We start from the raw sequence: 22340 nt of genomic DNA, 5'->3' as shown, positions 1-22340 counted from the left end.
GAATGAACATGCGACCACACCCCCTGATCCTCGCCGCCCTGGCCGCCCTCTTCACGGCCTGTTCCACCACGAGACCCACGGCCGGCAGCTCCAACGACCCTCAGGCGCGCCTGGCCGCACATGGTATCGATGCGGTGCTCTGGCAGAACGCGAGCGCCGAGGTGTATTGGATCTACCAGCAGGCATACGAGCACGCGTTGATCAAGCTCGTAGGCAACATCGCCGCTTTGAACAACAGCTACGCGGACGATGCCCCGCGCCGCCCGATGGCGGTGATCGTGGACATCGACGAAACGGTGCTGGACAACAGCCCCTACCAGATCACGGCGATCAGGCGCGGCCGCACCTTCAACAAGCAGGATTGGAAGGACTGGACGGACAGGGGCATCGCCAAGGCATCGCCCGGAGCGGTCGACTTCCTTCGGAATGCCGCCGCTGCACGCTGCGAAGTGTTCTACATCACCAACCGCGACACGAGTGAACGCCGATCGACCTTGCGGAACCTCGCCGACCTTGGATTCCCCGATGCGGACGACGCGCACCTGCTGCTGATGTCGGGATCAGGTGACAAGACCGCGCGCCGCGCGACCGTGGCGGCCACGCATGATGTGGTGCTGCTCGTGGGCGATCAACTCACCGATTTCGATGAGCGTTTCGCCGACCGCGGCGTGGACCATGGCCGCCGGACGGTGGACCAACTGGCAGACAGCCTGCACCGCTTCTTCGTGCTGCTGCCCAATCCGATGTATGGCGCCTATCGCGATGTGGTGCGCGGCAAGGGGAGCGATGCGGAGCGGCACGACAAGGTCATGCGCTGGATCGAGGAGAACAGCTACTGACATGCGGGCGGTGCTGCAACGGGTGGGCGAGGCCGCCGTGCACATCGGTGGATCGGAACACGCGCGCATCGGTCCAGGAATTCTCGTGCTGCTCGGCATCGAGACCGGGGATACCGAGCAGGACCTTGAATGGCTCTGTGGCAAGCTGGTGCGCATGCGAATCTTCCCCGATGCCGACGGTGTGATGAACCTCGACATCACGCAGATGCAGGGCGAGATCCTCCTGGTGAGCCAGTTCACGCTGCATGCCGACACGCGCAAGGGCAACCGGCCCAGCTACATCCGCGCCGCCCGGCCCGATGAGGCGATACCCCTGTACCTGCGCGCCAAGCAACGACTCACCGAATTGGCTGGCCGCCCGGTACGCACCGGTGAGTTCGGCGCGCACATGCATGTCTCGCTGGTGAACGATGGCCCGGTGACGATCGTGATCGACAGTCGGCAGGACCTGTGATGTGCGCACATCAGCGCACCACCAGGCGCAGCCGTTCGGGTTCCGCTTGGCCGCGCCGCAACTCCAGCAGGTAGACACCCGCGGCCACACCATGCAGGCCCAGTTCCCCGGCCTGGCCCAGCGTGAAGGGGACGCGCCGGCCACTGGGATCGAACACCTTGAGGACGCCGCCTTCATGTCCGCTGAGTTGGAACAGGTCCGCGCCCGGGTTGGGATACACCGCGAATCGCGTTGGACCGCCCCGGCTCACCGAGCGCACTTCCGAATGACCACTGGTGCCATCGTGGTCGGTCTGCCGGATCCGGTAGTAGGAAATGCCACTCAGGGGCGCGCGGTCCACGAACTCGTAGGTCTGCGCCATGGCCGTGGTGCCAGCGCCGGGCACGGTGCCGATATCGATCCAGTGCACCATGTCCGCAGAGCGCTGCACGGTGAAGTGGTCGCTGTTCAGTTCCGTGGCGGTGTTCCAGGCACAGAGCACCTCACGCTCTTCGTTGATGTTACGCGCGTCGAAACCCAGCCAGGTCACCGGCAGGATGCTGTTGTCGCAGAAGTAGAGCGTGGTGCTCACGAATTCGCTGGTGCAACTGCAGCCGAGCAAGGGGTTCTGCGAAGTGTCCAGGTCGATGGTGACGGAGCTCACGTCAGGACCCAGCGAGGCCGGGATGGCGTTCACGGAGATGATCACCGTGGTCTGCCCGGCGGGGAAGGTCACTTGGAGCGGAATGGGCGGGTCGTATACCGCGCTGCCGATCTGGGTGATGGTGTAGGTGAGGGTCACGTCCTGGCCCAAGGGCTGGTCGATGGAGAAGATGAAGTAGCCGTAGTCCACACAGTTGTCCTCATCGCTCACGGTCACCTGGTCGGCGGTGGCGTCGATCTGCAGGTCCACCCCGGCGGAGAAGCTTTCGGCTTCGAGGAACACCGCGGAATCGAACAATGCGTCCCCAGCATCGGCCACGGCGATGATGATGGTGTAGGTCTCGCAGGGCACCGTATTGATGCAGGCGGTCAGCGGCACGGTGAAGCCATCATACTCGTTGTGCGGCGCATTGGCGGGATTGGCCTGGTAGTAGGCCGGGAAGAAGGGCGCGCAGCCGCCGTTGTTGTTCACATGGTCGATGGCCACCGGATAGAACGTGCCCGGCACCGTGGCGATGTTGGTATTGGGCGCATAGCCCGGACCTGAGACGAAGAAGCCGAAGACGTCATTGTAGGTGGCGCAGACCCATTCTGGATACTCCTCCGAGGCGAACGCGTACTTGAAGGTCACGGAATTGGTCTGGGGTACGAAATCGAACCGAAGCACGGTGGCATCATAGGTTGGGGCGCCCGCCAAGGTGGTCAGCAAGGGATAGTCAGGCTGCCCATTTGCGGTGGTGGTGCTGGTCAATGAGTTGGGCCCCACAGCCGAGTTGGCATTGCCCGTGGTAAGCACGATGCCGGACTCGATGCCGATGCGCCAGCCGTTGGTGAAGGTACCCACCGCCGCCGTGGTGCCCGTGAACGCCACATTGCTGGCGGTGAGACATTCACCCAGGAAAACATCCTGCACCAGCTGCGTGGGGGTGAGGTTCTGCTGGATCTGGATCGAACCCGAGCCGGGCAGTTGACCACCGGCCACCCCCGGCGCACATCCTGTGTTCAAGGATTGGCAACTGATCGTCAGGTTGCCTGTCCCCGTCGCGTTCCAATAACCCGATACTCGGATCCAGTAGGAGTTCCCTTCCGTCACGGGGAAGGTGATGGTGCTGGTGAGGCCACAACCCGGCGCATCATCGTTGCAGGACACTTCGGCGCCACCCGCACCAGGGCAGGTGCTCCAAGCGCTCAGCACCGTATCGAAGTTGGCGCTTCCGCAGGTGGTCGCCGTGGCGATACCAGAGCAGGTGGCGACGTACTGGAACCAGACGTCATTGTTGTCCAAGAAGCCGCAGTTCGTAACGTCTGTGCCAGTGGCTCCCACTGAACTGAAGCCCGTGGTTCCCTCGCCGATGATGATGGCGGTGGCGCAGGTGTTGTTGGTCAAAGGTGCGACGCATACGATCGTCAACGGTGCGCATACGGCGTTGCTGGCGCAGTTGTAAAGGTCGACGAGCACACGGAGCTGCCCGGTAAAGTTCGCGTTCCACGTCAGGGACGATTGCAGACTGAAGATGCCACAAGCCCAGTTGTCATCATTGTAGCCCAGCGAACCCCCTCCAGCATTGTCGTAAAGGGTGATCTGCGTGTCGAATGGCGCTCCACAGGTACTGAAGGTGTATGTGTTTCCGGCCACCACGTTCACCAACGCGTATTGCCCGCCCATCACACAAGGCACTACGGTGGTGCCGGGGCAATTGGGCGTGATGGCGGGTCCAGCGATCGGTGTGTTGTTGTTGGCACATTGGGCCAACAAATCAGTGCTGGTCTGCAATGCGAGGCAGCACAAGGCCTTGAGCAGCAGCCGGTTCATCGTTCACGGGGTATGGTTCCGGTGCAAGGGCGGGTTCATTTGTTGGGCGTGGCGTCCTGGCAGGTGCCTGGGTCCAGCCACTGGAGTTCCTTGTCCACTTCATCGCGCCGTTGCATGCATCGCACGGTCAAGCCCAGGTCCGCTAGCAAAGCATCGATGGCGGACTTGTCCAGATCGCTTTCGGGCAGCACATGAAGCAACATGTTCCGGTTGCCGGGGTCGATCCACACCTTCAGGACATCCTTTCGTGTGCGCAACGCTTCACCGGCCCGGCGTGCCTGCAAGGCATCCTGCAAACCCTCCACCACCGCTTTGATCTGGTTGGGGGGTGTATGCTTCTGCGCCTTCAACGTCTGGGAGACATGGAAGAAGGCGGCAAGCAACACGATGGGGAGCAACAGGGGGCGTAGTGACAATACCATGTGGAAAAAGAAGCTGAAGGACGTGGGACAATTTAGCCCGGAGTTCGCTATGCGCCAAACCCTGCCGGCCGGATCGATCGGTTATCGCCCACCTCAGCGCACCACCAAACGCAACCGCTCGGGCGGGTCGCCGCCACGGCGCAACTCCAGCAGATACACCCCCGCCGCCACGCCATGCAGGCCCAGTTCCCCGGCCTGCCCCAGCGTGAAGGGGATGCGCCGGCCGCGGGGGTCGAATACCGTGAGGACACCGCCTTCATGCCCGCTGAGTTGGAACAGGCCCGCGCCTGGATTGGGGTATACCCCCAGCCGGGTGGTGGCGCCACGGCTCACCGAGCGCACTTCCGAGTGCGCACTGGTGCCGTCATGGTCGGTCTGGCGGATGCGGTAGTACGAAACGCCACTCAAGGGCGCGCGGTCCACGAACTCGTAGCTCTGCGCCATGGCCGTGGTGCCCGCACCGGGCACGGTGCCGATATCGATCCAGCTTACCATGTCCGCAGAGCGCTGCACGGTGAAGTGGTCGCTGTTCAGTTCCGTGGCGGTGTTCCAGGCACAGAGCACCTCGCGCTCTTCATGGATGTTGCTCGCCTCGAAGCCCAACCAGGTCACGGGCAGAATGCTGTTATCGCAGAAGTAGAGCGTGGTGGAGACGTATTCGCTGGTGCAACTGCAGCCCAGCAGCGGGTTCTGCGAGGTGTCCAGGTTGATGGTGACGGAACTGACATCAGGACCCAGGGAGGCTGGGATGGCGTTCACGGAGATGATCACCGTGGTCTGCCCGGCGGGGAAGGTCACCTGCAACGGAATGGGAGGATCGTACACGGCATCACCGATCTGGTCGATGGTGTAGTTGAGGGTCACATCCTGGCCCAAGGGCTGGTCAAGGGTGAAGATGAAATAGCCATAGTCCACGCAATTGTCCTCGTCACTCACCGTCACCTGATCGGCGGTGGCGTCGATCTGCAGGTCCACCCCGGCGGAGAAGCTTTCGGCCTCGAGGAACACCGCCGAGTCCAGTACACCATCGAAGGCGTCGGCCACGGCGATGATGATGGTGTAGGTCTCGCAGGGCACCGTGTTGATGCAGGCGGTCAGCGGCACGGTGAAGCCATCATACTCGTTGTGGGGACTGAAGAGCGGATTGTTGACATACATGCTGGAATATGCCAGGGACGCGCATCCCCCGGGGAACCCGAAAATGCCGGAAACCCCTGGGTTGACGGTGTTGATGGCCACCGGCAGCGCGGAGCCGGGAATGGTGGCGATGTTGGTGTTGGGCGCATAGCCCGGTCCGGTGACGAAGAAGCCGAAAACGTCATTGAAATTGGAGCAGACATACTCCGGATACTCATCCGAGCCGAACACGTATTTGAATGTGACCTGATTGGTCTGTGGCACGAAGGTGAATTGGAAGACCGCGGCATCGTAGGTCTGGATGCCAGCGAGGGCCGTGAGCAAATTGTAGCCCGGTTGGAGATTGTCCTGGCCTGTACCATCGGCCCAATTCGGTCCTGCGGCCAGTGCCGCATTGCCTGTGGTGAGCACGATGCCACTGTTGATGCCGATGCGCCAGCCATTGGTGAAGGTGCCGATGGCGGCGGTGGAGCCGGTGAACTGCACATTGCTGGCGGTGAGACATTCGCCCAGGAACACGTCCTGGATCAGCTGCGTGGGGGTGAGGTTCTGTTGAATGAGGATGGAGCCCGAACCGGGCAGGGCACCACCGGCTACGGCGGGTGCGCACCCGCCACCACCTCCTGGCGTGCCCGGGCAATTGCTCACGCCGGCGCAGGGTCCGCTGGCATTGGCGTTGGCCACGGCCGCAGCGGCGCAGATCGCGTCCCAGACATTGTTGCAGCAGAAGGGGTCCGCCGAGCAGATGGCCACCTGGCAGGCGGCGCTCTCGCAACCGGGGGTGGAATTGGCCGTGCAGCAGGTGTTGGGTGTTGGAGGCGTACCCGGGCAGTTGCTCACGCCGGCGCAAACACCGCCCGCATTGGCGTTGGTGATGGCAGCACCGGAACACAGGGCATCCCAGAGAAAAGCACAGCAGAAGAAATCAAGCGCACAGATGGCCGCTTGGCAGGCCGCGTTGTCGCAGCCCGGTGTGCCGTTGGGCGAGCAGCAAGCGTTCGCGGGAGGTGGTGAGGACGAGCAGGAAATGGTGAGACTACCTGTACCCACGGCCAGGTTGTAGCCTGATACGCGGATCCAGTAGGTGACCCCGGTGGTGACCGCCCAAGTGATCGTGCTGGTGAGGCCGCAGCCTGCCGCATCATCATTGCACGCCAGTTGGGCGCCACCACACGCGCTCCAGGCACTCAACACCGTATCGAAAGTGGCATTGTTGCAGGTGCTGGCTGTGGCCGTGCCGGTGCAGGTGGCCGTCCACTGGTACCAGACGTCATTGGCATCATTGGCGCCGCAAGTGGAGATATCGGTACCTGTTGCCCCGATGGTGCTGAAAGGCGTGGTGCCGGTGAAGATCACCGTGGCGTTGCCGCAGAGGTTGTTCACCGGGCCACCGCCGCCGCCGCCAGGGCAACTCGTCACCCCGGCGCAAGCACCGCCACCATTGGCGTTGTTGATCGCGGCTGTGGAGCACAAACCGTCCCAGGTGACATTGCAGCAGAAGGGGTCAAGTGCGCACACGGCGGCCTGGCAAGCGGCGTTGTTGCAGCCCGGCGTGCCATTGCCTCCGGCCTGGCAGCAGAGGCCTGTCTGTGCCTGTGCCTGCCCGGCGAGCAGGAGCAGCGTGATCATTCCCAAGATGCCGAAGTAGGCACACCTCACGGTCCAGGCTGGCTGGTCCATCTCCGTGTTCCGTTGAGGGGTGGAAGACATGATCGCAGGGCGCTCACTTGTTCATCGTGGCATCCTGGCAGGTGCCGGGATCCAGGAGTTGGACCGGCGTGTCGTCCACGACCTTGCGCTGCAGGCAGCGCACGAACAGGTCCAGGGGGGCGAGCAGGTCATCGATCTTCGCCTTGTCCAGATCACTACTGCCCAGCACGGTCAGCAGCATGTTCCTCGAAATGGGGTCGAAGCGGGCCTCCAGCACATCCTTCCGCACCCGGAGGGCGATCCCGGCCTGCCGGGCCACATGGCCGTCCATGGAACCCTCCACCACCGCTTGGATCCAGTGCCGGGGAGCGGCTTCCTGCGCCAAGGCATCAGTAGGCCACATGCCCAGGAGCAAAGTGGATCCCACCATGATGGCCAACCTCAACAACAAGGGGGTGTGCATAACCTTTGCCCTATGGACGAGCAAGATAGCCCCGGGTGGCCTAAGGAGCCAAGCCCAATTTCCACATTGCGGCATGAGGTGGACGCATGGGTCCGGAGTGTCGGTGTGCGCTACTTCGACCCCCTCACCAACATGGCCATGCTGACCGAGGAGGTGGGGGAGGTGGCCCGCATCATGGCCCGCCGCTACGGGGAGCAGAGCGAAAAGGAGAGCGACAAAGCGAAAGATCTGGGGCAGGAACTGGCCGACGTGCTCTTCGTGGTGCTGTGCCTGGCCAACCAGACCGGCACCGACCTCCAGGCGGCCTGGGAAGTGCGGATGAAGGAGAAGTCCGAGCGAGACGCCCACCGGCACCGGGACAACCCCAAGTTGCGGTAGGAGCCGCCACCGGCGGCCACCAGATGGATGGCATCTATCTTGCGCGGCGCCGCGCCTCACCATCCGATCCATGAAGCCATTCCACGCGATCCCCTGCTGCCTATTGATGTTGCATGTCTCCACGGCGCATGCCCAGGAGGACAAGCTGAAGATGAAGATCCGCCTGCTGCCCGAGGCGGAAAGTCCCGACAAGCGGCCGCCGGTGAACGTCTTCCCCTTGGGCCGCACCGTGATGGTGCTGCGTTCAACGCAGAGCAGTGATCCCGTACAATCCTACTCGAAGCAGATGCCGCGCTTCGAACTGTACGACCGCACCAAGCTCACCCTGCTGCGGGGGCAGGATCCCGTGCTGAAGGTGAAAGCCGGTGAACTCTTTCTCGAGCAACTCGCGCTCTTCGGCGGTGAGCCGGTGATGATCGCCATGCGGCGCGATACGGTGCAAGGCGTGGTGGAGCTGTACTGGCAGCGGGTGGATCCCAACCTCACCAAGCCTCACGGCCTGTTCGAGAAACTCTGTGCCTTCGATACGCGCACCTGGGGCAGTGGCGCCAAGGTCTCTTCCGGCCAGGGCTACCGCGATCGTTTCGAGACCTCCCTCTCACCCGACGGCAAACACATGGTCATCTACAGCCAGGGCATCACGGCCGGCGATGGGGACCTGATGCGGCCCTTCGCCATGGTCGGACCCGGCATGGAACTGCTGTGGTACCATACGCCCGAGATCGAAGGCAAGGCGCCGCTGGTGGGCATGCAGGCCACCAACGACGGTACCGCCTGGTTGCTGGAGCGCCACCGTTTCACGCCCGCCGATCCCAAGAAGGACAGCACCACCTTCCGATTGAAGCTCTTCCGCGCCGACAAGGAGGACATCGAGGAGGTTGAATTCGGGCTGGACAAGGACCGCCATGTGAAGAGCGCCGTGCTGCGTCCGTTGGACGATGGCCGTATCGCCTGTGCCGGTCTTTTCGGCGGTCTCAACCCCAAGGGCGAGCGCATCATCGGGGAGTTCCTGGGCATGTTCCCCCCAGGCGCGGACAAGATGCAGGTGGTCTACCAGCGCGTCTTCAAGATGGAGACCGACGATGCGTCATACACCAACGGCAGTATGCGCATCGTGGATGTGTTGCCACGCGGCGATGGTGGTTTCTACATGCTGCGCGAGTACCACCTGGAGACCGACAAAGTGGACGCCAAGACCGCCATGTCCGGCCTGCGGTGGATCCATGGCCCGCTCGTGATCACCAACGTGGACAAGGATGGGAAGGAAGCGTGGAGCACGGTGTTCCGCAGGCTCTTCTACAGCCCCGACCGCATGGTGCATGAACCGATCGCCCTGGTGTACGAAGGCAAGTTCATGCTCTTCATGCTGGACAACGACCAGCAGATGGAGAAGCGCAAGAAGGACGACCGCAAACTGCTGCACACGGACACCAAGTCGCCCTACTCCACCTACGTGCTCTTCAACGAACAGGGCGGCTTCAAGAGCAAGGCCATCCTGCAGGGGAAGGAAGGCACCGAGTACCTGCTTGGCGACCGGTTCTGGCCGATGGCCCCGAACGATCATGTGGGCGTGGGTTCCATCCGCATGAACGGCAAGAACCCGCAATTGCTGCGGCTGGAACTGGGGCAGTAGCCGGGGCGCTTCAGGAAGCCAACCCCTGAAGCGCCTCCACCACCTTGCTTGTGGCGCCACACTGCTCGCGCACATAAGCCGCCGCAGCGTCTCCCGCCTTCCGCCGTGCATGGGCATCCTGCATCAGGTGTCGCAACACGATGACCAATCCTTCCGCATCGCGCACCTCGAAACCGCCACCGGCTTCGATCAGTCCGCGTGCTTCGGCGAACTTGATGTGGCGTGGCCCGAAGAGCACCGGCAGGCCCCAGGCCGCGGGTTCCAGCAGGCTGTGTACACCCTCGCCGAAACCGCCGCCCACGTAAGCCACATCGCCATGGCGGTAGAGGCGTGCCAACAGCCCCATGCGGTCCACCAGCAGGGTGCTGCCCCGTTCGGGTCCCAGCATGTTCGCGATGTTCGCCGTCGTGGCGCCCTCCAATTCGCTCCAGCGGGCCAGCGGCCGGGGGAAGCGTTGCTCCGCGGCCTTCAGATGCGCCTCCACGGGCTCATGCGGCACCACCAGGCATTTGGGGTGGGTGTCCAGACCGGCGAGCGCCTTTTCCAGCAGGGCCTCATCAGCGGGCCAGGTGCTGCCGCAGATCAGCACGGGTCCATCCCCCCGGAAGGCTTCCGCGATGGGCAATGGCGCCGCGTGGTCCACAATGGTGGCCACCCGGTCGAAGCGCGTGTCGCCACTCACCGACACCTGTTCGATCCCGATCGCGCGTAGCAGTTCCGCCGAGGCTTCGTCCTGCGTGAAGATGTGCGTGAAGCACCGTAGCATCCGCCGCCACGCCGCACCATACCAGCGAAAGAAGGGTTGTCCGGGACGGAAGATCGCCGAGACCAGATGAAGTGGCACACCGGCTTGTGCGATGGCATGCAGGTGGTGGTACCAGAACTCGTACTTCACCCATAGCACCAGGCGCGGCCGCACCAGTTCCACCAGCCGCTGCGCATTGTGCGGCCCATCCGGCGGAAGGTATTCCACCATCAACGGCGCCTTTCGTTCCGGGTATTCCCGCCGCAGGGCGCGTCGCGCTTCCAGTCCGCTGGGGCTGAAGAAGGTGAGCAGCACGGGCATCTCCGGATGCTGCGCCATCAGGGCCTCCAGCACGGGCCGCCCCTGTTCGAACTCGCCGGTGCTCGCGCAGTGCATCCACAGGCAGCCTGCCAGTTCCTCGCGCCGGTCCTCCAAACGATGCCACAAGCCCCGGCGACCATGGACCCACCGTTCCGCTTTTGGTGAAAAGGGCATCGCCAACCGGATGCCCGCGTGATAGAGCCGCGTGCCGAAGTCGATGAACAGCGGCATGGGCCTCAGTAGAAATGGAAACGGTCGTCCACGCGCTTATAGATGGGCAATGTCCAGCCCACCCGGATGCCCGATAGATTGTCCAGGCGCGTGTCGGTCTCGGCGCGTTGCGTGTCGAAGTTGTAGGCGCGCAGAGGCTGTGTGACCCCCAGGGTCATCTCGAAGCCCGCGTGGAAGTTGATCATGCGGTTGTTGCCGAAGTGCTGGTAGCCCACGTAGAGCATGGCCACTGGCCCGGCGGCCAGGCGGTCGTAGCCCTCGAGGTAGTCGTCCTGCAGGTTGGGCACCTCGTTCTTCTGGGTCTGTATGCGGATCTTGTGGCGCATGTAGCCCGCACCCACCTTGAGCATGATGCCGCTGTTGGGGTTGGGCCCGGCGATGGGCATGATCTTGCCGCCGATGGCCATGATGGTATAGCCACGCTGATAGAGCAACACGTCGGCCATCACACCGTCCTGGTCCACGATCTGTCCCTGGCTGTTGATCACGTTGCGCAGCAGGCCGGTCTCGCGCACCTGGTCGCCGAAGATGAAACCGCCTTCCAGGCCCCACAGGAAGTTGTGCTTGTTCTTGCGCCAGGCGTTCAGCCCCACATTGCTGTTGGGGCCGAAGCGATCGGCCAGGTCGCCACCGGGCAGTTGGTAGGCATAACCGGCGTTCACCGCCACCAGCGCGATGGTCGTATCCCGGATGTTGCCCTGTGCGTAACACGGCCCCGAAAGCAGCAGGACCGGTGCGGAAAGAAGCAGGAGAAGAAGGCGCGGCACGCGGCGAAGTTAATCGGGCACCGGCCCTCAGGAAGCGCTGCACCGCGCGATGGGAACGCCCGAAGGCGGCGGCATCAGGTGGCTATCTTCGCGCCCGGTCCGCGGAAGGCGCATGCCGGCGGCCCACGCCCAGCATGAAGCCCATTCAAATGGTCGACCTCGTCGGCCAATACCACAAGATCAAGGAAGAGGTGGACCGCGCCGTGCTCGGCGTGATGGAAAGCGCCGCCTTCATCAACGGCCCGGAGACGAAGAACTTCGAGAAGGAGCTGGCGGAATACCTGGGCGCCAAGCATGCCATCGGCTGCGCCAACGGCACCGACGCGCTGCAGATCGCCATGATGGCGCTGGACCTCAAACCCGGCGATGAGGTCATCACCCCCAGTTTCACTTTCGTGGCCACGGTGGAAGTGGTGGCGCTGCTGGGCCTGCACCCGGTCTTCGCCGAAGTGCTGCCCGGCACCTTCAACATCGATCCGGAGGATGTGCGCCGCAAGATCACGCCGCGCACCAAGGCCATCGTGCCGGTACACCTCTTCGGCCAAACGGCCGACATGGCCACCATCATGGAGATCGCCCGTGAACACGGCCTTCATGTGATCGAGGACAACTGCCAGGCGGTGGGCAGCGACTACTCCTTCCCCGATGGCTCCGTGAGGAAGGCCGGCACCATCGGCCACATCGGCACCACCAGCTTCTTCCCCAGCAAGAACCTGGGGTGCTACGGCGACGGCGGGGCCATCTTCACCAATGACGATGCGCTGGCCAAGCGCCTGCGCCAGGTGTGCAACCATGGCAGCGAGGTGCGCTATTACCACGATGTGGTGGGCGTGAACAGCCGCCTGGACAGCATGCAGGCCGCCATCCTGCGCATCAAGCTGCGCCGCTTGGACGACTATGGCAAGGCCCGCCAAGCCGTGGCCCATGCATACGATGCGGCTTTCGCAGGCATGGAGCATGTGCATACCCCCGAACGCAGTGCTGATAGCACGCATGTCTTCCACCAGTACACGCTGCGCATCACCGGTGGCCACCGCGATGCCTTGCGTGCCCACCTGGAGAAGCATGGGGTGCCCGCCATGATCTACTACCCCGTGCCGCTGCACCTGCAGAAGGCCTATGAGGGATACGGAATCAAGCGCGGCGACCTGCCCATCACCGAACGGCTGATGGACGAGGTGCTCAGCCTGCCCATGAGCACCGAGCTCGACCACGAACAACTCACGCACATCACCGCTTCGGTGAAGAGCTTCTTCGCATGACAGGGTTGTCAGTTCCCGGTTGTCGGTTCTCGGTGCCCACGCGCGTGGCACACCCGCGGATCGGCAGTATGACCGACAACTGACAACGAACAACTGACAACCGCTCAACTTCCCCATCAATGAACATCGCAGTAGTAGGCACCGGATATGTGGGCCTCGTGACAGGCACCTGCTTCGCCGAGACCGGCAACCACGTGGTCTGTGTGGACATCGATGCCAACAAGGTGCAGATGATGAAGGATGGCAAGGTGCCCATTTACGAGCCGCATCTGGACGTGCTTTTCGAGCGCAACATCCGGCAGGGCCGCCTGAGCTTCACCACCGATCTCGCCAGCGCCATCAAGGACGCACGGATCATCTTCCTGGCCCTGCCCACGCCACCGGGCGAGGACGGCAGCGCCGACCTGAAATATGTGCTTGGCGTGGCCGATGATCTGGGCAGGATCATCACCGACTACAAGGTGATCGTGGACAAGAGCACCGTGCCGGTGGGCACCTCCGAGAAGGTGCATGCCGCGCTGGCGAAGCATGCCAGGGAGGATCTCTTCGATGTGGTGAGCAATCCCGAGTTCCTGCGCGAAGGATTCGCCGTGGACGACTTCCTCAAACCCGACCGCGTGGTGGTGGGCACCAGCAGTGAACGTGCCCGCAAGGTGATGGAGGACCTCTACAAGCCCTTCGTGCGCCAGGGCAACCCCATCATCTTCATGGACGAGCGCAGCGCCGAGCTCACCAAGTACGCCGCCAACGCCTTCCTCGCCACCAAGATCACCTTCATGAACGAGATCGCGAACTTCTGCGAGCGGGTGGGTGCCGACGTGGACAAGGTGCGCATCGGCATCGGTACGGACACGCGCATCGGCAAGCGTTTCCTCTTCCCCGGCATCGGCTACGGCGGCAGCTGTTTCCCCAAGGATGTGCAGGCCCTGGCCAAGAGCGGTCATGACGCCGGCTACGAGTTCCAGATCATCAAGGCCGTGATGGATGTGAACGAAGGTCAGAAGACCTCCATCATCCCCAAGATCAAGGCCCAATTCGGCGATCTCAAAGGCAGACACTTCGCGATATGGGGGCTGGCCTTCAAGCCGGATACGGACGACATCCGCGAGGCGCCAGCCCTGTATGTGATCGACGAGCTGTTGAAGGCAGGCGCCACAGTCACCGCCTTCGACCCCGAGGCCATGGCCAACGTGAAGAAGCTGAAGGGCGACGCGATCGGCTTCGCGAAGGATGAGTACGAAGCGCTGAAGGGTGCGGATGCGCTCATCATCGCCACGGAGTGGGCCTTGTTCCGAACGCCGGACTTCAAGCGTGTGGCCGATCTGCTCAAGGAGAAGGTCATCTTCGACGGCCGCAACCTGTACGACCTCGACGAGATGGATAAGCTCGGCTTCACCTATGTGAGCGTGGGCCGGCAGACCGTGGGGGCGAAGAAGCCCGTGAACGCCTGAAGTACCGAACATGCCACGCGAACGCGTCCTCATCACCGGTGCCGCGGGTTTCCTCGGCTCGCACCTCTGCGACCGCTTCATCCAGGAGGGCTACCATGTCATCGGCATGGACAACCTCATCACCGGACGGCTCAAGAACATCGAGCACCTCTTCAAGCTGGAGCGGTTCGAGTTCTACCACCACGACGTTTCCAAGTTCGTGTATGTGCCCGGTGAGCTGAAGTACATCCTGCACTTCGCATCACCCGCCTCGCCGATCGACTATCTGAAGATCCCCATCCAGACGCTGAAGGTGGGCAGCTTGGGCACGCACAACCTGCTGGGCCTGGCCAAGAACAAGGGTGCGCGGATCCTGGTGGCCAGCACCAGCGAGGTGTACGGCGATCCGCAGGTACACCCGCAAACGGAGGACTACTGGGGCCACGTGAACCCCATCGGCCCGCGTGGCGTGTACGACGAGGCCAAGCGCTTCCAGGAGGCCATCACCATGGCCTACCACACCTACCACGGGCTGGAGACGCGCATCGTGCGCATCTTCAACACCTACGGCCCGCGTATGCGTTTGAACGATGGCCGCGTGCTGCCCGCCTTCATCGGCCAGGCCCTGCGCGGCGAGGATCTCACCGTGTTCGGTGATGGTTCACAGACGCGCAGCTTCTGCTATGTGGACGATCTGGTGGAAGGCATCTACAGACTATTGCTCAGCGATTACGCCGGCCCCGTGAACGTGGGCAACCCCGGCGAGATCACCATCGCGCAGTTCGCCGAGGAGATCATCAAACTCACGGGCACCACGCAGAAGGTGATCTACAAGCCGCTGCCCAAGGACGATCCCATGCAGCGTCAGCCGGACATCACCCTGGCGAAGAAGCTGCTGGGCTGGGAGCCCAAGGTGAGCCGCGCCGAAGGGCTGAAGATCACCTACGAATACTTCAAGAGCCTCACTCCGGAGGAGTTGAACGAGAAGGAGCACTTCTCGTTCGAGGGGTATGTGCGGAAGTGAGGGCTCACTTCACCACCTTTTCCAGCCTCTTCCAAAGCGTGGCCAGCGAGCACACTTCGATGCCGTCGCCATAGGGGTGGTCCTTGGCACTGGGTGTGACCACCAATTGAAGCGGCGCGTTCACCGCCTCGAAGGCCAGCAGGTTGCCCTTGCTCAATGTGGGGTTGTTGGTGGTCTTGATCTCCAAGGCGGCGATGGCCTTGTTGCTCTGGGTGATCACCAGATCCAGTTCAGCCCCGTCCTGGGTGCGGAAGTAGTGAAGCTGGGCCTCGCCCATCAACCAGCTACGCACCTGTTGGATCACAAAGCCTTCCCAGGAGTGACCGCGCTGGGGATGGACGAAGAGGTCCTCGGCAGTACGGATGCTGAGCAGCCTGTGCAGGACGCCGCTATCGGAGAGATAGATCTTTGGTGCGCGGGTGAGGCGCTTGCGCAGGTTGGTGTAGTAGCCCGGCAGTGTGAACGTGTAGTAGGAGGACCCGAAGAAGTCGAGATAGTGCCTGATGGTGGGTGTGCTCAGGCCGATCGACTTCCCCAGAATCGCCATATTGAGCGGGTTGCCATGCATGTGCGCCAGCATGCGGAGCAGGTGCTCGGTGTTGGAGGTCCTGGCCTGCAGTCCCAGCTCGGGCAGGTCGCGCTCTATGAATGATCGGATCAACTCGTTCAGGAAGCGGAAGGCTTTGGCATCATCATCGGCAAGGTAGGCCTCCGGGAAACCGCCGCGCAGCCATAGCCGGTCGGTGCCCTTGGCAGGCACCTCATGCACCGAAAAGGGCAGGAGGTCCAGGTAGGCGACCCGGCCGGCAAGGGATTCGGAAGCGCGCCGGATGATCACTGGCGAGCTGGACCCCAACAGCAGGAATCGGCCCGGGCGGCGATCGCGGTCCACCAAGGTGCGGATCAAGGGGAACAGGTCGGGCATGCGGTGCACCTCGTCGATCACCACCAGATCGTTCGCATGCGCCAGCAGGTATTGCTTGGGGTCGCGGAGCGCGGCACGGTCATCGGGGTCCTCCAGGTCGAGCCGCACGCTGGGCATGCCCAGTTGCTTCACCAACTGGTGGGAAAGCGTTGTTTTGCCCACCTGCCGGGCACCCAGTATCGCCACCACCGGCCTGTTGCGCAGGCGGTCGAGGGCTAGGTTGGTGATATGCCGTACGTAGGTCAATTGAACCCTGTAAATGTAAAGTTAAACTTTAGAATTGCAGGGAAGGTTGGTTGCCGCTCCGAGCCAGCTTGATGTATGCTCACTCCCGCACCCACCTTAACACCTCGCGCCGCCCATCGGCCAGCCGTAGCTCCAACAAGTAGGTTCCGGGCCGAAGGTCACCAACATCCACCGGGGCATATTCGGTGACGGGTATGCCTTTGCGCATCGTGCGGCCCTGCATATCCAGCAAGCGCATCAGTGCTGGTCGATGGCCGATCCCAGTGAGCTGGAAGATGGTGCCGGGATTGGGGTGGAGGGTAATGGGCAAGCGGATCTCTCCATGGGGATCACCGACCGAGGTGAGCAGTTCCCCGCACCCCACACCATTTTTGTGGTAATAGACCAGCTCATGGACCATGTGGTAGGGACCGGCGGGCTGTAGTCTCCAATAGTAGGGGCCGCCGCAACCTCTTACCAGCGTGGTAGTCCAGGTGTCGGATTCAAAACATGTGTCTCCCGCAACGTACTGTACCCACACTTCCTGCCCACAGAGCGCGGCATCTGACCCCAGTGAGTCCAGAATGGGTAGGCAGGGCCAGGGCAGTTGGAAGTGGCCGGCCAAGCTGGTGAGGTCGCCGTATGCGCGGGTGATCAACGTGTCATGCGTGAATGGGGGCAGACCAGGGCCTGCTGGCGGGGTGTAGGTGTGGCGATGGATGGTATAGGAGACCGTATCCCATCCCATGGACCAGGTCTTGCTCAGCACGGAATCCGTCCAATAGGTGGGTGGTCCAGTAGGTGAAAGGCCATAAGCATGGAACCGGCTTTGGAACATATCGCCCGGCTCGAAGTCAAAGACTTCGCCTCTTGTCAGACCCTGCGATACCGCCAGCAGGGGGAATGCCAAGCATGAAAGGAAGAAATTCCGTTGACGGGTCATGGCATGGTGACCTGTGGACGAGCGGTGCGCCGAGAACGCTGCCCTGCCAAGGTACGCCCCCCTTCGGTACCTTCGCGGCCCGCTTTCAAGCATGTCGTACACCGCCCACCCCACCGCCGTCATCGACGAAGGCTGCGCCATCGGTGCCGGCACCCGCATCTGGCACTTCAGCCACATCATGCCGGGCTGCGAGATCGGGGAGAACTGCAACATCGGGCAGAACGTGGTGGTGAGTCCCGGCGTGAAGCTGGGCCGCAACGTGAAGGTGCAGAACAACGTGAGCATTTACACCGGCGTGGAGTGTGCGGACGATGTGTTCCTGGGCCCCAGCATGGTGTTCACCAACGTGACCAATCCGCGCAGCGCCGTGGCCCGTCGGGAGCAATACGCCAAGACACGGGTGGGGCGCGGGGCCAGCATCGGAGCCAACGCCACCATTGTCTGCGGGCACGATATCGGCGAGTTCGCCTTCATCGGCGCCGGGGCCGTGGTGACGAAGACCGTTCCCGCCTACGCCCTGGTGGTGGGCAATCCCGCCCGCCAGACCGGCTGGATGAGCGAGTACGGCCACAAGCTCACCTTCAACGAGGCGGGTGAGGCCGAATGTCCGGAGAGCGGGCAGCGGTATCGGTTGGCCGTAGGACGAGTGACCCGCATATCCTGAGACCATGGCGCTTCCTCCAGAACAAAAGATCCGCTTCGCCGTCGTCGGCTGCGGCCACATCGGCAAGCGCCATGCGGAAATGGTGAGCCGACACCCCGAGTGCGAACTGGTGGCCCTGTGCGACACACGTCCCCGGGAGGACCTTGGTCTGGAGCGCCTGGACGCGCCGCTCTTCGCCGATATGGACACCATGCTGAAGGAGGTGCCCGGCATCGATGTGGTGAACGTCTGCACCCCCAACGGCCTGCATGCTCCGCAGAGCTTGAAGGCCTTGGAATACCGCAAGCACGTGGTGTGCGAGAAGCCCATGGCCCTCACCAAGGCCGATTGTGAGGCGGTGATCTACAAGGCCCTGCAGGTGCACCGCACCGTGTTCGGGGTGATGCAGAACCGCTACAGCCCGCCCAGCATGTGGCTGAAGGATGTGGTGGAGAACGGCACCCTGGGCGAGATCCACCTGGTGCAGGTGAACTGCTACTGGAACCGCGATGCCCGTTACTACAAGCCGGGTAGCTGGAAAGGCTCGGCCGATCTCGATGGCGGCACGCTCTTCACCCAGTTCAGCCACTTCATCGACATCATGTACTGGCTGTTCGGCGACATCAACGACATCCAGGGCAAGTTCGCCGACTTCAGCCACCAGGACCTCACCGCCTTCGAGGACAGCGGCCTGGTCACCTTCCGCTTCCGCAACGGCGGCATGGGCTGCCTGAACTACAGCACAGCGGTGTGGGACAAGAACCTGGAGAGCAGCATGACCATCATCGGCAGCAAGGGCAGCGTGAAGGTGGGCGGGCAGTACATGGACCAGGTGGAGTACTGCCACATCGACGGATACACCATGCCGGAACTGGCGCCCACCAACCCCGCCAACGACTACGGGGCCTACAAGGGCAGCGCCAACAACCACGGCTACATCATCGACAATGTGGTGGACACCCTGAAGGGGCGCACCACCCTCACCACCAATGCCCTGGAGGGCCTCAAGGTGGTGGAGATCATCGAACGCATTTACCAGAAGAGGGATGAGCAGCAGTCTGTATGACCGGCTCCTGAAGAAGGACGCCAAACTGGCCGTGATCGGCCTGGGCTACGTGGGCCTGCCGATCGCCCTGGCCTTCGCCCGCAAGATCAAGGTGGTGGGCTTCGACATCAACCAGCAGCGCGTGGACATGATGCGGCGCGGCGAGGACCCCAGCAACGAGCTAGGCCCCGAGGAGTTCGAAGGCTGCGACATCCACTTCACGGCGGACCTGAACGACCTGAAGGACGTGGAGTTCTTCATCGTGGCCGTGCCCACGCCGATCGACAGCCAGAACATCCCCGACCTCGCACCGCTGATCGGTGCCTCCAAGACCGTGGGCCAGGTGCTGAAGAAGGGCGACTACGTGGTGTATGAGAGCACCGTGTACCCCGGCTGCACCGAGGAGGACTGTGTGCCCATCCTCGAAGAGCTCAGCAAGCTGAAGTTCGTGGAGGACTTCAAGGTGGGCTACAGCCCCGAGCGCATCAACCCCGGCGACAAGGAGCACACGCTGAGCAGCATCGTGAAGGTGAGCAGCGGGTGCGATCCCGAGAGCGCCGAGCTGATCGCTAAAGTTTACGAGCTGGTGGTGAAGGCCGGTGTGCACCGCGCCGCCAGCATCAAGGTGGCCGAGGCCGCCAAGATCATCGAGAACACGCAGCGCGATGTGAACATCGCCCTGATCAACGAGCTTTCGATCATCTTCAACCGCATGGGCATCAACACCTACGATGTGCTGGAGGCCGCGGGCACCAAGTGGAACTTCCTCAAGTTCCAGCCGGGTCTGGTGGGCGGCCACTGCATCGGGGTGGATCCCTACTACCTGGTGTACAAGGCCAAGGAACTGGGCTACCACGCGCAGATCATCGATGCCGGCCGCTTCGTGAACGACAGCATGGGCGGCTACGTGGCCAAGCAGACGGTGAAGCGCATCATCAGCGGTGGCACCAACCCCGCCGATGCGCGTGTGCTGGTGATGGGCGCCACCTTCAAGGAGAACGTCACCGACATCCGCAACAGCAAGGTGACCGACGTGATCAACGAGTTGAAGAGCTTCAGTTGCACGGTGGATGTGACCGACCCGCATGCCGACCCCGCCGAAGTGAAGCACGAGTATGGCTACGACCTGGCGCCCGAGATGAATGGCCCCTACGATGCCATCATCGTGGCGGTGAACCACGCCGAATACGCCGCCAAGGACGAACAGTGGTTCAAGGGCATGCTGAAGCCCAAGGGCCTGCTGGTGGACCTGAAGGGCGTGTTCCGGAACAAGGTGAAGGACTTGAGGTATTGGAGCTTGTAAGGGAATGAGGACCACGGAGGCACAGGGGCGCAGAGAAGCACGGAGCAATGTGCGTGCGTCCTTCGATGGTTCGATGGCAGCTCGCCGGTCGCTTCTCTGTGAACTTTGTGTCTCCTCACCGCTGTGGTATTCCCCATGAACTCCCCCTCCCGCAACATCCTCATCACCGGTGGTGCCGGCTTCATCGGCAGCCATGTGGTGCGCCGCTTCGTGACGAAGTACCCGCACTGCCGCATCATCAACCTCGACCTGCTCACCTACGCGGGCAATCTGGAGAACCTGCGCGATGTGGAGGGCGCGTCCAACTACGTCTTCGTTCGTGCCGACATCCGCGATGCGGAGGCCATGCGCAGGGTCTTCGCCGATCATGGCATCACCGATGTGATCCACCTCGCCGCGGAGAGCCATGTGGACCGCAGCATCACGGATCCGATGAGCTTCGTCACCACCAACGTCATTGGCACGGTGAACCTGCTGAACGCGGCACGCGAAGCCTGGAAAGGCGCCTTCGAGGGCAAGCGCTTCTACCACGTCTCCACGGATGAGGTGTACGGGTCCCTCCACGATGACAGCCTCTTCCTGGAGACCACGCCCTACGATCCACAGAGCCCCTACAGCGCCAGCAAGGCCAGCAGCGACCATTTCGTGCGCGCCTATGGCAATACCTACAAGCTGCCCTTCGTGGTCAGCAATTGCAGCAACAACTACGGCAGCCACCAATTCCCCGAGAAGCTGATCCCGCTCATGATCAACAACATCCGCACGAGCAAGCCGCTGCCGGTCTACGGCAAGGGCGAGAACGTGCGCGACTGGCTGTGGGTGGAGGACCATGCATCGGCCATCGACACGGTATTCCACGCCGGCGTGAACGGCGAGACCTACAACATCGGCGGTCACAACGAGTGGAAGAACATCGATCTCGTGCACCTGCTCTGCTCCATCATGGACAAGAAGCTGGGCCGTGCGGAAGGGGAGAGCGCCAAACTGATCACCTACGTCACCGACCGTGCCGGGCACGACCTGCGTTACGCGATCGATGCGGGCAAGATCGAGCGTGAGCTGGGGTGGAAGCCGAGCATCACCTTCGAGATTGGCTTGGAGCGTACGGTGGACTGGTATCTGGCCAACACCGAATGGCTGGAGCACGTGACCAGCGGGGCCTACCAGCAGTATTATCAGGCGCATTACGCGCAACGCTGATGGGCCTCTTGGGCAGCCTTTTCAGGAAGCGCGAACCGGTCCTTGGCCCGGCGGATCTTTCCGTGCTGGGATGCGACGTGCATTCGCACTTCATTCCGGGCATCGACGATGGGGCCCAGAACCTGGAGCAGAGCATCGAGCTGCTCACCGCCATGCGGGAGTTTGGTTACCGCAAGGTGATCACCACGCCGCACAGCATGGCCGACGGCTACAAGAACACGCCGGAGATCATCCTGGGCGGCTTGGAGAAGCTGCGTGCCGAGGTGCGCCTCGTGGGGCTCGACATCGAAGTGGACGCCGCGGCCGAGTACTACCTGGACCACGCCCTGGAGGAGCAGGTGAACAAGGGCACGGTGCTCACCTTCGGCGACAAGCTGCTGCTGTTCGAGCTGCCATTCATCGGTGAACCGGCCATGTTGCGGCAGGTGGTCTTCCAGATGCAGACCCAGGGCTACCGGCCCGTGCTGGCCCATCCCGAGCGATACAGCTTCTGGTACAGCGACTTCGGCAAGTTCACCGAATTGAAGGAGCGCGGTGTGTTGTTCCAGTTGAATCTGGTGGCGCTTTCCGGCGCCTACGGCCCGCAGACCAAGCAGCTCGCCGAACGCATGATCGACGCGGGCTACTATGAACTGCTGGGCAGCGACTGCCACAACATGAACCATGTGCAGGCCATCCGGAACACGCTCATGCGGCCCCATCTGCACAAATTGATCGCGAGCGGGAAGCTTTTGAACAGCGTGCTCTGATCCTCGCAGGCAACATTCCCATCGCTCGCGCTGTCTTGGCTGCAAGACCCGTCATCCATGGTACACCGCAGCCTACTCGCCATCATCAGTTGGTCC

The 22340-nt window shown here is 62.6% G+C and carries 20 protein-coding genes; 12 read left to right on the top strand and 8 right to left on the bottom strand.

Annotated features, from left to right (window positions below):
* The first annotated feature begins 8 nt into the window (after positions 1-8).
* Both KIT10_09130 and dtd read left to right on the top strand, forming a co-directional pair.
* Positions 9-839 carry a hypothetical protein gene (locus KIT10_09130; GenBank protein ID MCW5899416.1) on the top strand — a complete coding sequence of 277 codons (831 nt, stop codon included), beginning with the start codon at positions 9-11 and terminating at the stop codon, positions 837-839.
* A gap of 1 nt (position 840) precedes the next feature.
* A complete protein-coding gene (gene dtd, locus KIT10_09125) occupies positions 841-1293 on the top strand; it encodes a D-tyrosyl-tRNA(Tyr) deacylase (GenBank protein MCW5899415.1) in 453 nt (150 codons plus the stop codon).
* 10 nt (positions 1294-1303) lie between these two features.
* Here the strand turns inward: dtd and KIT10_09120 are convergent, their stop codons facing one another.
* The 4 genes from KIT10_09120 to KIT10_09105 all read right to left on the bottom strand — a co-directional run bounded on the left by KIT10_09120 (position 1304) and on the right by KIT10_09105 (position 7387).
* Positions 1304-3748 (bottom strand): T9SS type A sorting domain-containing protein, encoded by a 2445-nt coding sequence (locus KIT10_09120; GenBank protein ID MCW5899414.1) that lies wholly within the window; start codon positions 3746-3748, stop codon positions 1304-1306.
* Positions 3749-3783: 35 nt separating this feature from the next.
* Positions 3784-4170 (bottom strand): hypothetical protein, encoded by a 387-nt coding sequence (locus tag KIT10_09115; GenBank protein MCW5899413.1) that lies wholly within the window; start codon positions 4168-4170, stop codon positions 3784-3786.
* Between the two features lie 93 nt (positions 4171-4263).
* Entirely contained in the window at positions 4264-6936 is a 2673-nt protein-coding gene (locus KIT10_09110; GenBank protein MCW5899412.1) for a T9SS type A sorting domain-containing protein, read from the bottom strand.
* Between the two features lie 94 nt (positions 6937-7030).
* The gene (locus KIT10_09105; GenBank protein ID MCW5899411.1) at positions 7031-7387 is read right to left on the bottom strand and encodes a hypothetical protein; all 357 of its coding nucleotides are present in this window, start codon (positions 7385-7387) and stop codon (positions 7031-7033) included.
* Positions 7388-7432: 45 nt separating this feature from the next.
* Between KIT10_09105 and KIT10_09100 the strand changes: the two genes are divergently transcribed.
* Positions 7433-7798, top strand: coding sequence for a nucleotide pyrophosphohydrolase (locus KIT10_09100; GenBank protein ID MCW5899410.1), 366 nt, complete (start codon positions 7433-7435; stop codon positions 7796-7798).
* Positions 7799-7868: 70 nt separating this feature from the next.
* Positions 7869-9431: a hypothetical protein gene (locus KIT10_09095; GenBank protein ID MCW5899409.1), complete on the top strand. Its 1563-nt coding sequence runs from the start codon at positions 7869-7871 to the stop codon at positions 9429-9431.
* Between the two features lie 10 nt (positions 9432-9441).
* Here KIT10_09095 and KIT10_09090 read toward each other — a convergent pair whose 3' ends face one another.
* Both KIT10_09090 and KIT10_09085 read right to left on the bottom strand, forming a co-directional pair.
* The gene (locus KIT10_09090) at positions 9442-10728 is read right to left on the bottom strand and encodes a 3-deoxy-D-manno-octulosonic acid transferase (GenBank protein ID MCW5899408.1); all 1287 of its coding nucleotides are present in this window, start codon (positions 10726-10728) and stop codon (positions 9442-9444) included.
* Positions 10729-10733: 5 nt separating this feature from the next.
* Entirely contained in the window at positions 10734-11495 is a 762-nt protein-coding gene (locus tag KIT10_09085) for a hypothetical protein (protein MCW5899407.1), read from the bottom strand.
* 134 nt (positions 11496-11629) lie between these two features.
* On the opposite strand from KIT10_09085, the gene KIT10_09080 reads away from it, so the two are divergent.
* The 3 genes from KIT10_09080 (at position 11630) to KIT10_09070 (ending at position 15211) form a co-directional block, all read left to right on the top strand.
* Entirely contained in the window at positions 11630-12757 is a 1128-nt protein-coding gene (locus KIT10_09080; GenBank protein ID MCW5899406.1) for a DegT/DnrJ/EryC1/StrS family aminotransferase, read from the top strand.
* Positions 12758-12876: 119 nt separating this feature from the next.
* On the top strand, positions 12877-14208 hold the full coding sequence (locus tag KIT10_09075; protein ID MCW5899405.1) for a UDP-glucose/GDP-mannose dehydrogenase family protein: 1332 nt from the start codon (positions 12877-12879) through the stop codon (positions 14206-14208).
* Between the two features lie 10 nt (positions 14209-14218).
* On the top strand, positions 14219-15211 hold the full coding sequence (locus tag KIT10_09070) for an SDR family oxidoreductase (GenBank protein ID MCW5899404.1): 993 nt from the start codon (positions 14219-14221) through the stop codon (positions 15209-15211).
* 4 nt (positions 15212-15215) lie between these two features.
* Here KIT10_09070 and KIT10_09065 read toward each other — a convergent pair whose 3' ends face one another.
* Both KIT10_09065 and KIT10_09060 read right to left on the bottom strand, forming a co-directional pair.
* Positions 15216-16382, bottom strand: coding sequence for an ATP-binding protein (locus KIT10_09065; protein MCW5899403.1), 1167 nt, complete (start codon positions 16380-16382; stop codon positions 15216-15218).
* Between the two features lie 79 nt (positions 16383-16461).
* Positions 16462-17271 (bottom strand): T9SS type A sorting domain-containing protein, encoded by an 810-nt coding sequence (locus KIT10_09060; protein ID MCW5899402.1) that lies wholly within the window; start codon positions 17269-17271, stop codon positions 16462-16464.
* Between the two features lie 124 nt (positions 17272-17395).
* On the opposite strand from KIT10_09060, the gene KIT10_09055 reads away from it, so the two are divergent.
* From KIT10_09055 to KIT10_09035, 5 genes are all read left to right on the top strand, one after another.
* Entirely contained in the window at positions 17396-17968 is a 573-nt protein-coding gene (locus KIT10_09055) for an N-acetyltransferase (GenBank protein ID MCW5899401.1), read from the top strand.
* A 4-nt stretch (positions 17969-17972) separates the two neighbouring features.
* A complete protein-coding gene (locus KIT10_09050) occupies positions 17973-19013 on the top strand; it encodes a Gfo/Idh/MocA family oxidoreductase (GenBank protein ID MCW5899400.1) in 1041 nt (346 codons plus the stop codon).
* On the top strand, positions 18994-20295 hold the full coding sequence (locus KIT10_09045) for a nucleotide sugar dehydrogenase (protein ID MCW5899399.1): 1302 nt from the start codon (positions 18994-18996) through the stop codon (positions 20293-20295). Before KIT10_09050 ends, KIT10_09045 begins: the two co-directional genes overlap by 20 nt.
* 135 nt (positions 20296-20430) lie before the next feature.
* Entirely contained in the window at positions 20431-21495 is a 1065-nt protein-coding gene (gene rfbB / locus KIT10_09040; GenBank protein ID MCW5899398.1) for a dTDP-glucose 4,6-dehydratase, read from the top strand.
* Positions 21495-22244, top strand: coding sequence for a histidinol phosphatase (locus tag KIT10_09035; GenBank protein ID MCW5899397.1), 750 nt, complete (start codon positions 21495-21497; stop codon positions 22242-22244). Before rfbB ends, KIT10_09035 begins: the two co-directional genes overlap by 1 nt.
* Positions 22245-22340: the final 96 nt, after the last annotated feature.

This window comes from Flavobacteriales bacterium (assembly GCA_026129465.1).
Taxonomy (GTDB): Bacteria; Bacteroidota; Bacteroidia; order Flavobacteriales_F; family PHOS-HE28; genus PHOS-HE28.
The sequence above is the reverse complement of the archived record's forward strand: the minus strand, read 5'-3'. Positions and strand labels throughout refer to the sequence as shown.

Excerpts from the sequence above, each read along its gene's own strand:
- KIT10_09130 (MCW5899416.1), top strand. The coding sequence starts at position 9 with ATGCGACCACACCCCCTGATCCTCGCCGCCCTGGCCGCCCTCTTCACG.
- dtd (MCW5899415.1), top strand. The coding sequence starts at position 841 with ATGCGGGCGGTGCTGCAACGGGTGGGCGAGGCCGCCGTGCACATCGGT.
- KIT10_09120 (MCW5899414.1), bottom strand. The coding sequence starts at position 3,748 with ATGAACCGGCTGCTGCTCAAGGCCTTGTGCTGCCTCGCATTGCAGACC.
- KIT10_09115 (MCW5899413.1), bottom strand. The coding sequence starts at position 4,170 with ATGGTATTGTCACTACGCCCCCTGTTGCTCCCCATCGTGTTGCTTGCC.
- KIT10_09110 (MCW5899412.1), bottom strand. The coding sequence starts at position 6,936 with ATGATCACGCTGCTCCTGCTCGCCGGGCAGGCACAGGCACAGACAGGC.
- KIT10_09105 (MCW5899411.1), bottom strand. The coding sequence starts at position 7,387 with ATGGTGGGATCCACTTTGCTCCTGGGCATGTGGCCTACTGATGCCTTG.
- KIT10_09100 (MCW5899410.1), top strand. The coding sequence starts at position 7,433 with ATGGACGAGCAAGATAGCCCCGGGTGGCCTAAGGAGCCAAGCCCAATT.
- KIT10_09095 (MCW5899409.1), top strand. The coding sequence starts at position 7,869 with ATGAAGCCATTCCACGCGATCCCCTGCTGCCTATTGATGTTGCATGTC.
- KIT10_09090 (MCW5899408.1), bottom strand. The coding sequence starts at position 10,728 with ATGCCGCTGTTCATCGACTTCGGCACGCGGCTCTATCACGCGGGCATC.
- KIT10_09080 (MCW5899406.1), top strand. The coding sequence starts at position 11,630 with ATGAAGCCCATTCAAATGGTCGACCTCGTCGGCCAATACCACAAGATC.
- KIT10_09075 (MCW5899405.1), top strand. The coding sequence starts at position 12,877 with ATGAACATCGCAGTAGTAGGCACCGGATATGTGGGCCTCGTGACAGGC.
- KIT10_09070 (MCW5899404.1), top strand. The coding sequence starts at position 14,219 with ATGCCACGCGAACGCGTCCTCATCACCGGTGCCGCGGGTTTCCTCGGC.
- KIT10_09055 (MCW5899401.1), top strand. The coding sequence starts at position 17,396 with ATGTCGTACACCGCCCACCCCACCGCCGTCATCGACGAAGGCTGCGCC.
- KIT10_09050 (MCW5899400.1), top strand. The coding sequence starts at position 17,973 with ATGGCGCTTCCTCCAGAACAAAAGATCCGCTTCGCCGTCGTCGGCTGC.
- KIT10_09045 (MCW5899399.1), top strand. The coding sequence starts at position 18,994 with ATGAGCAGCAGTCTGTATGACCGGCTCCTGAAGAAGGACGCCAAACTG.
- rfbB (MCW5899398.1), top strand. The coding sequence starts at position 20,431 with ATGAACTCCCCCTCCCGCAACATCCTCATCACCGGTGGTGCCGGCTTC.
- KIT10_09035 (MCW5899397.1), top strand. The coding sequence starts at position 21,495 with ATGGGCCTCTTGGGCAGCCTTTTCAGGAAGCGCGAACCGGTCCTTGGC.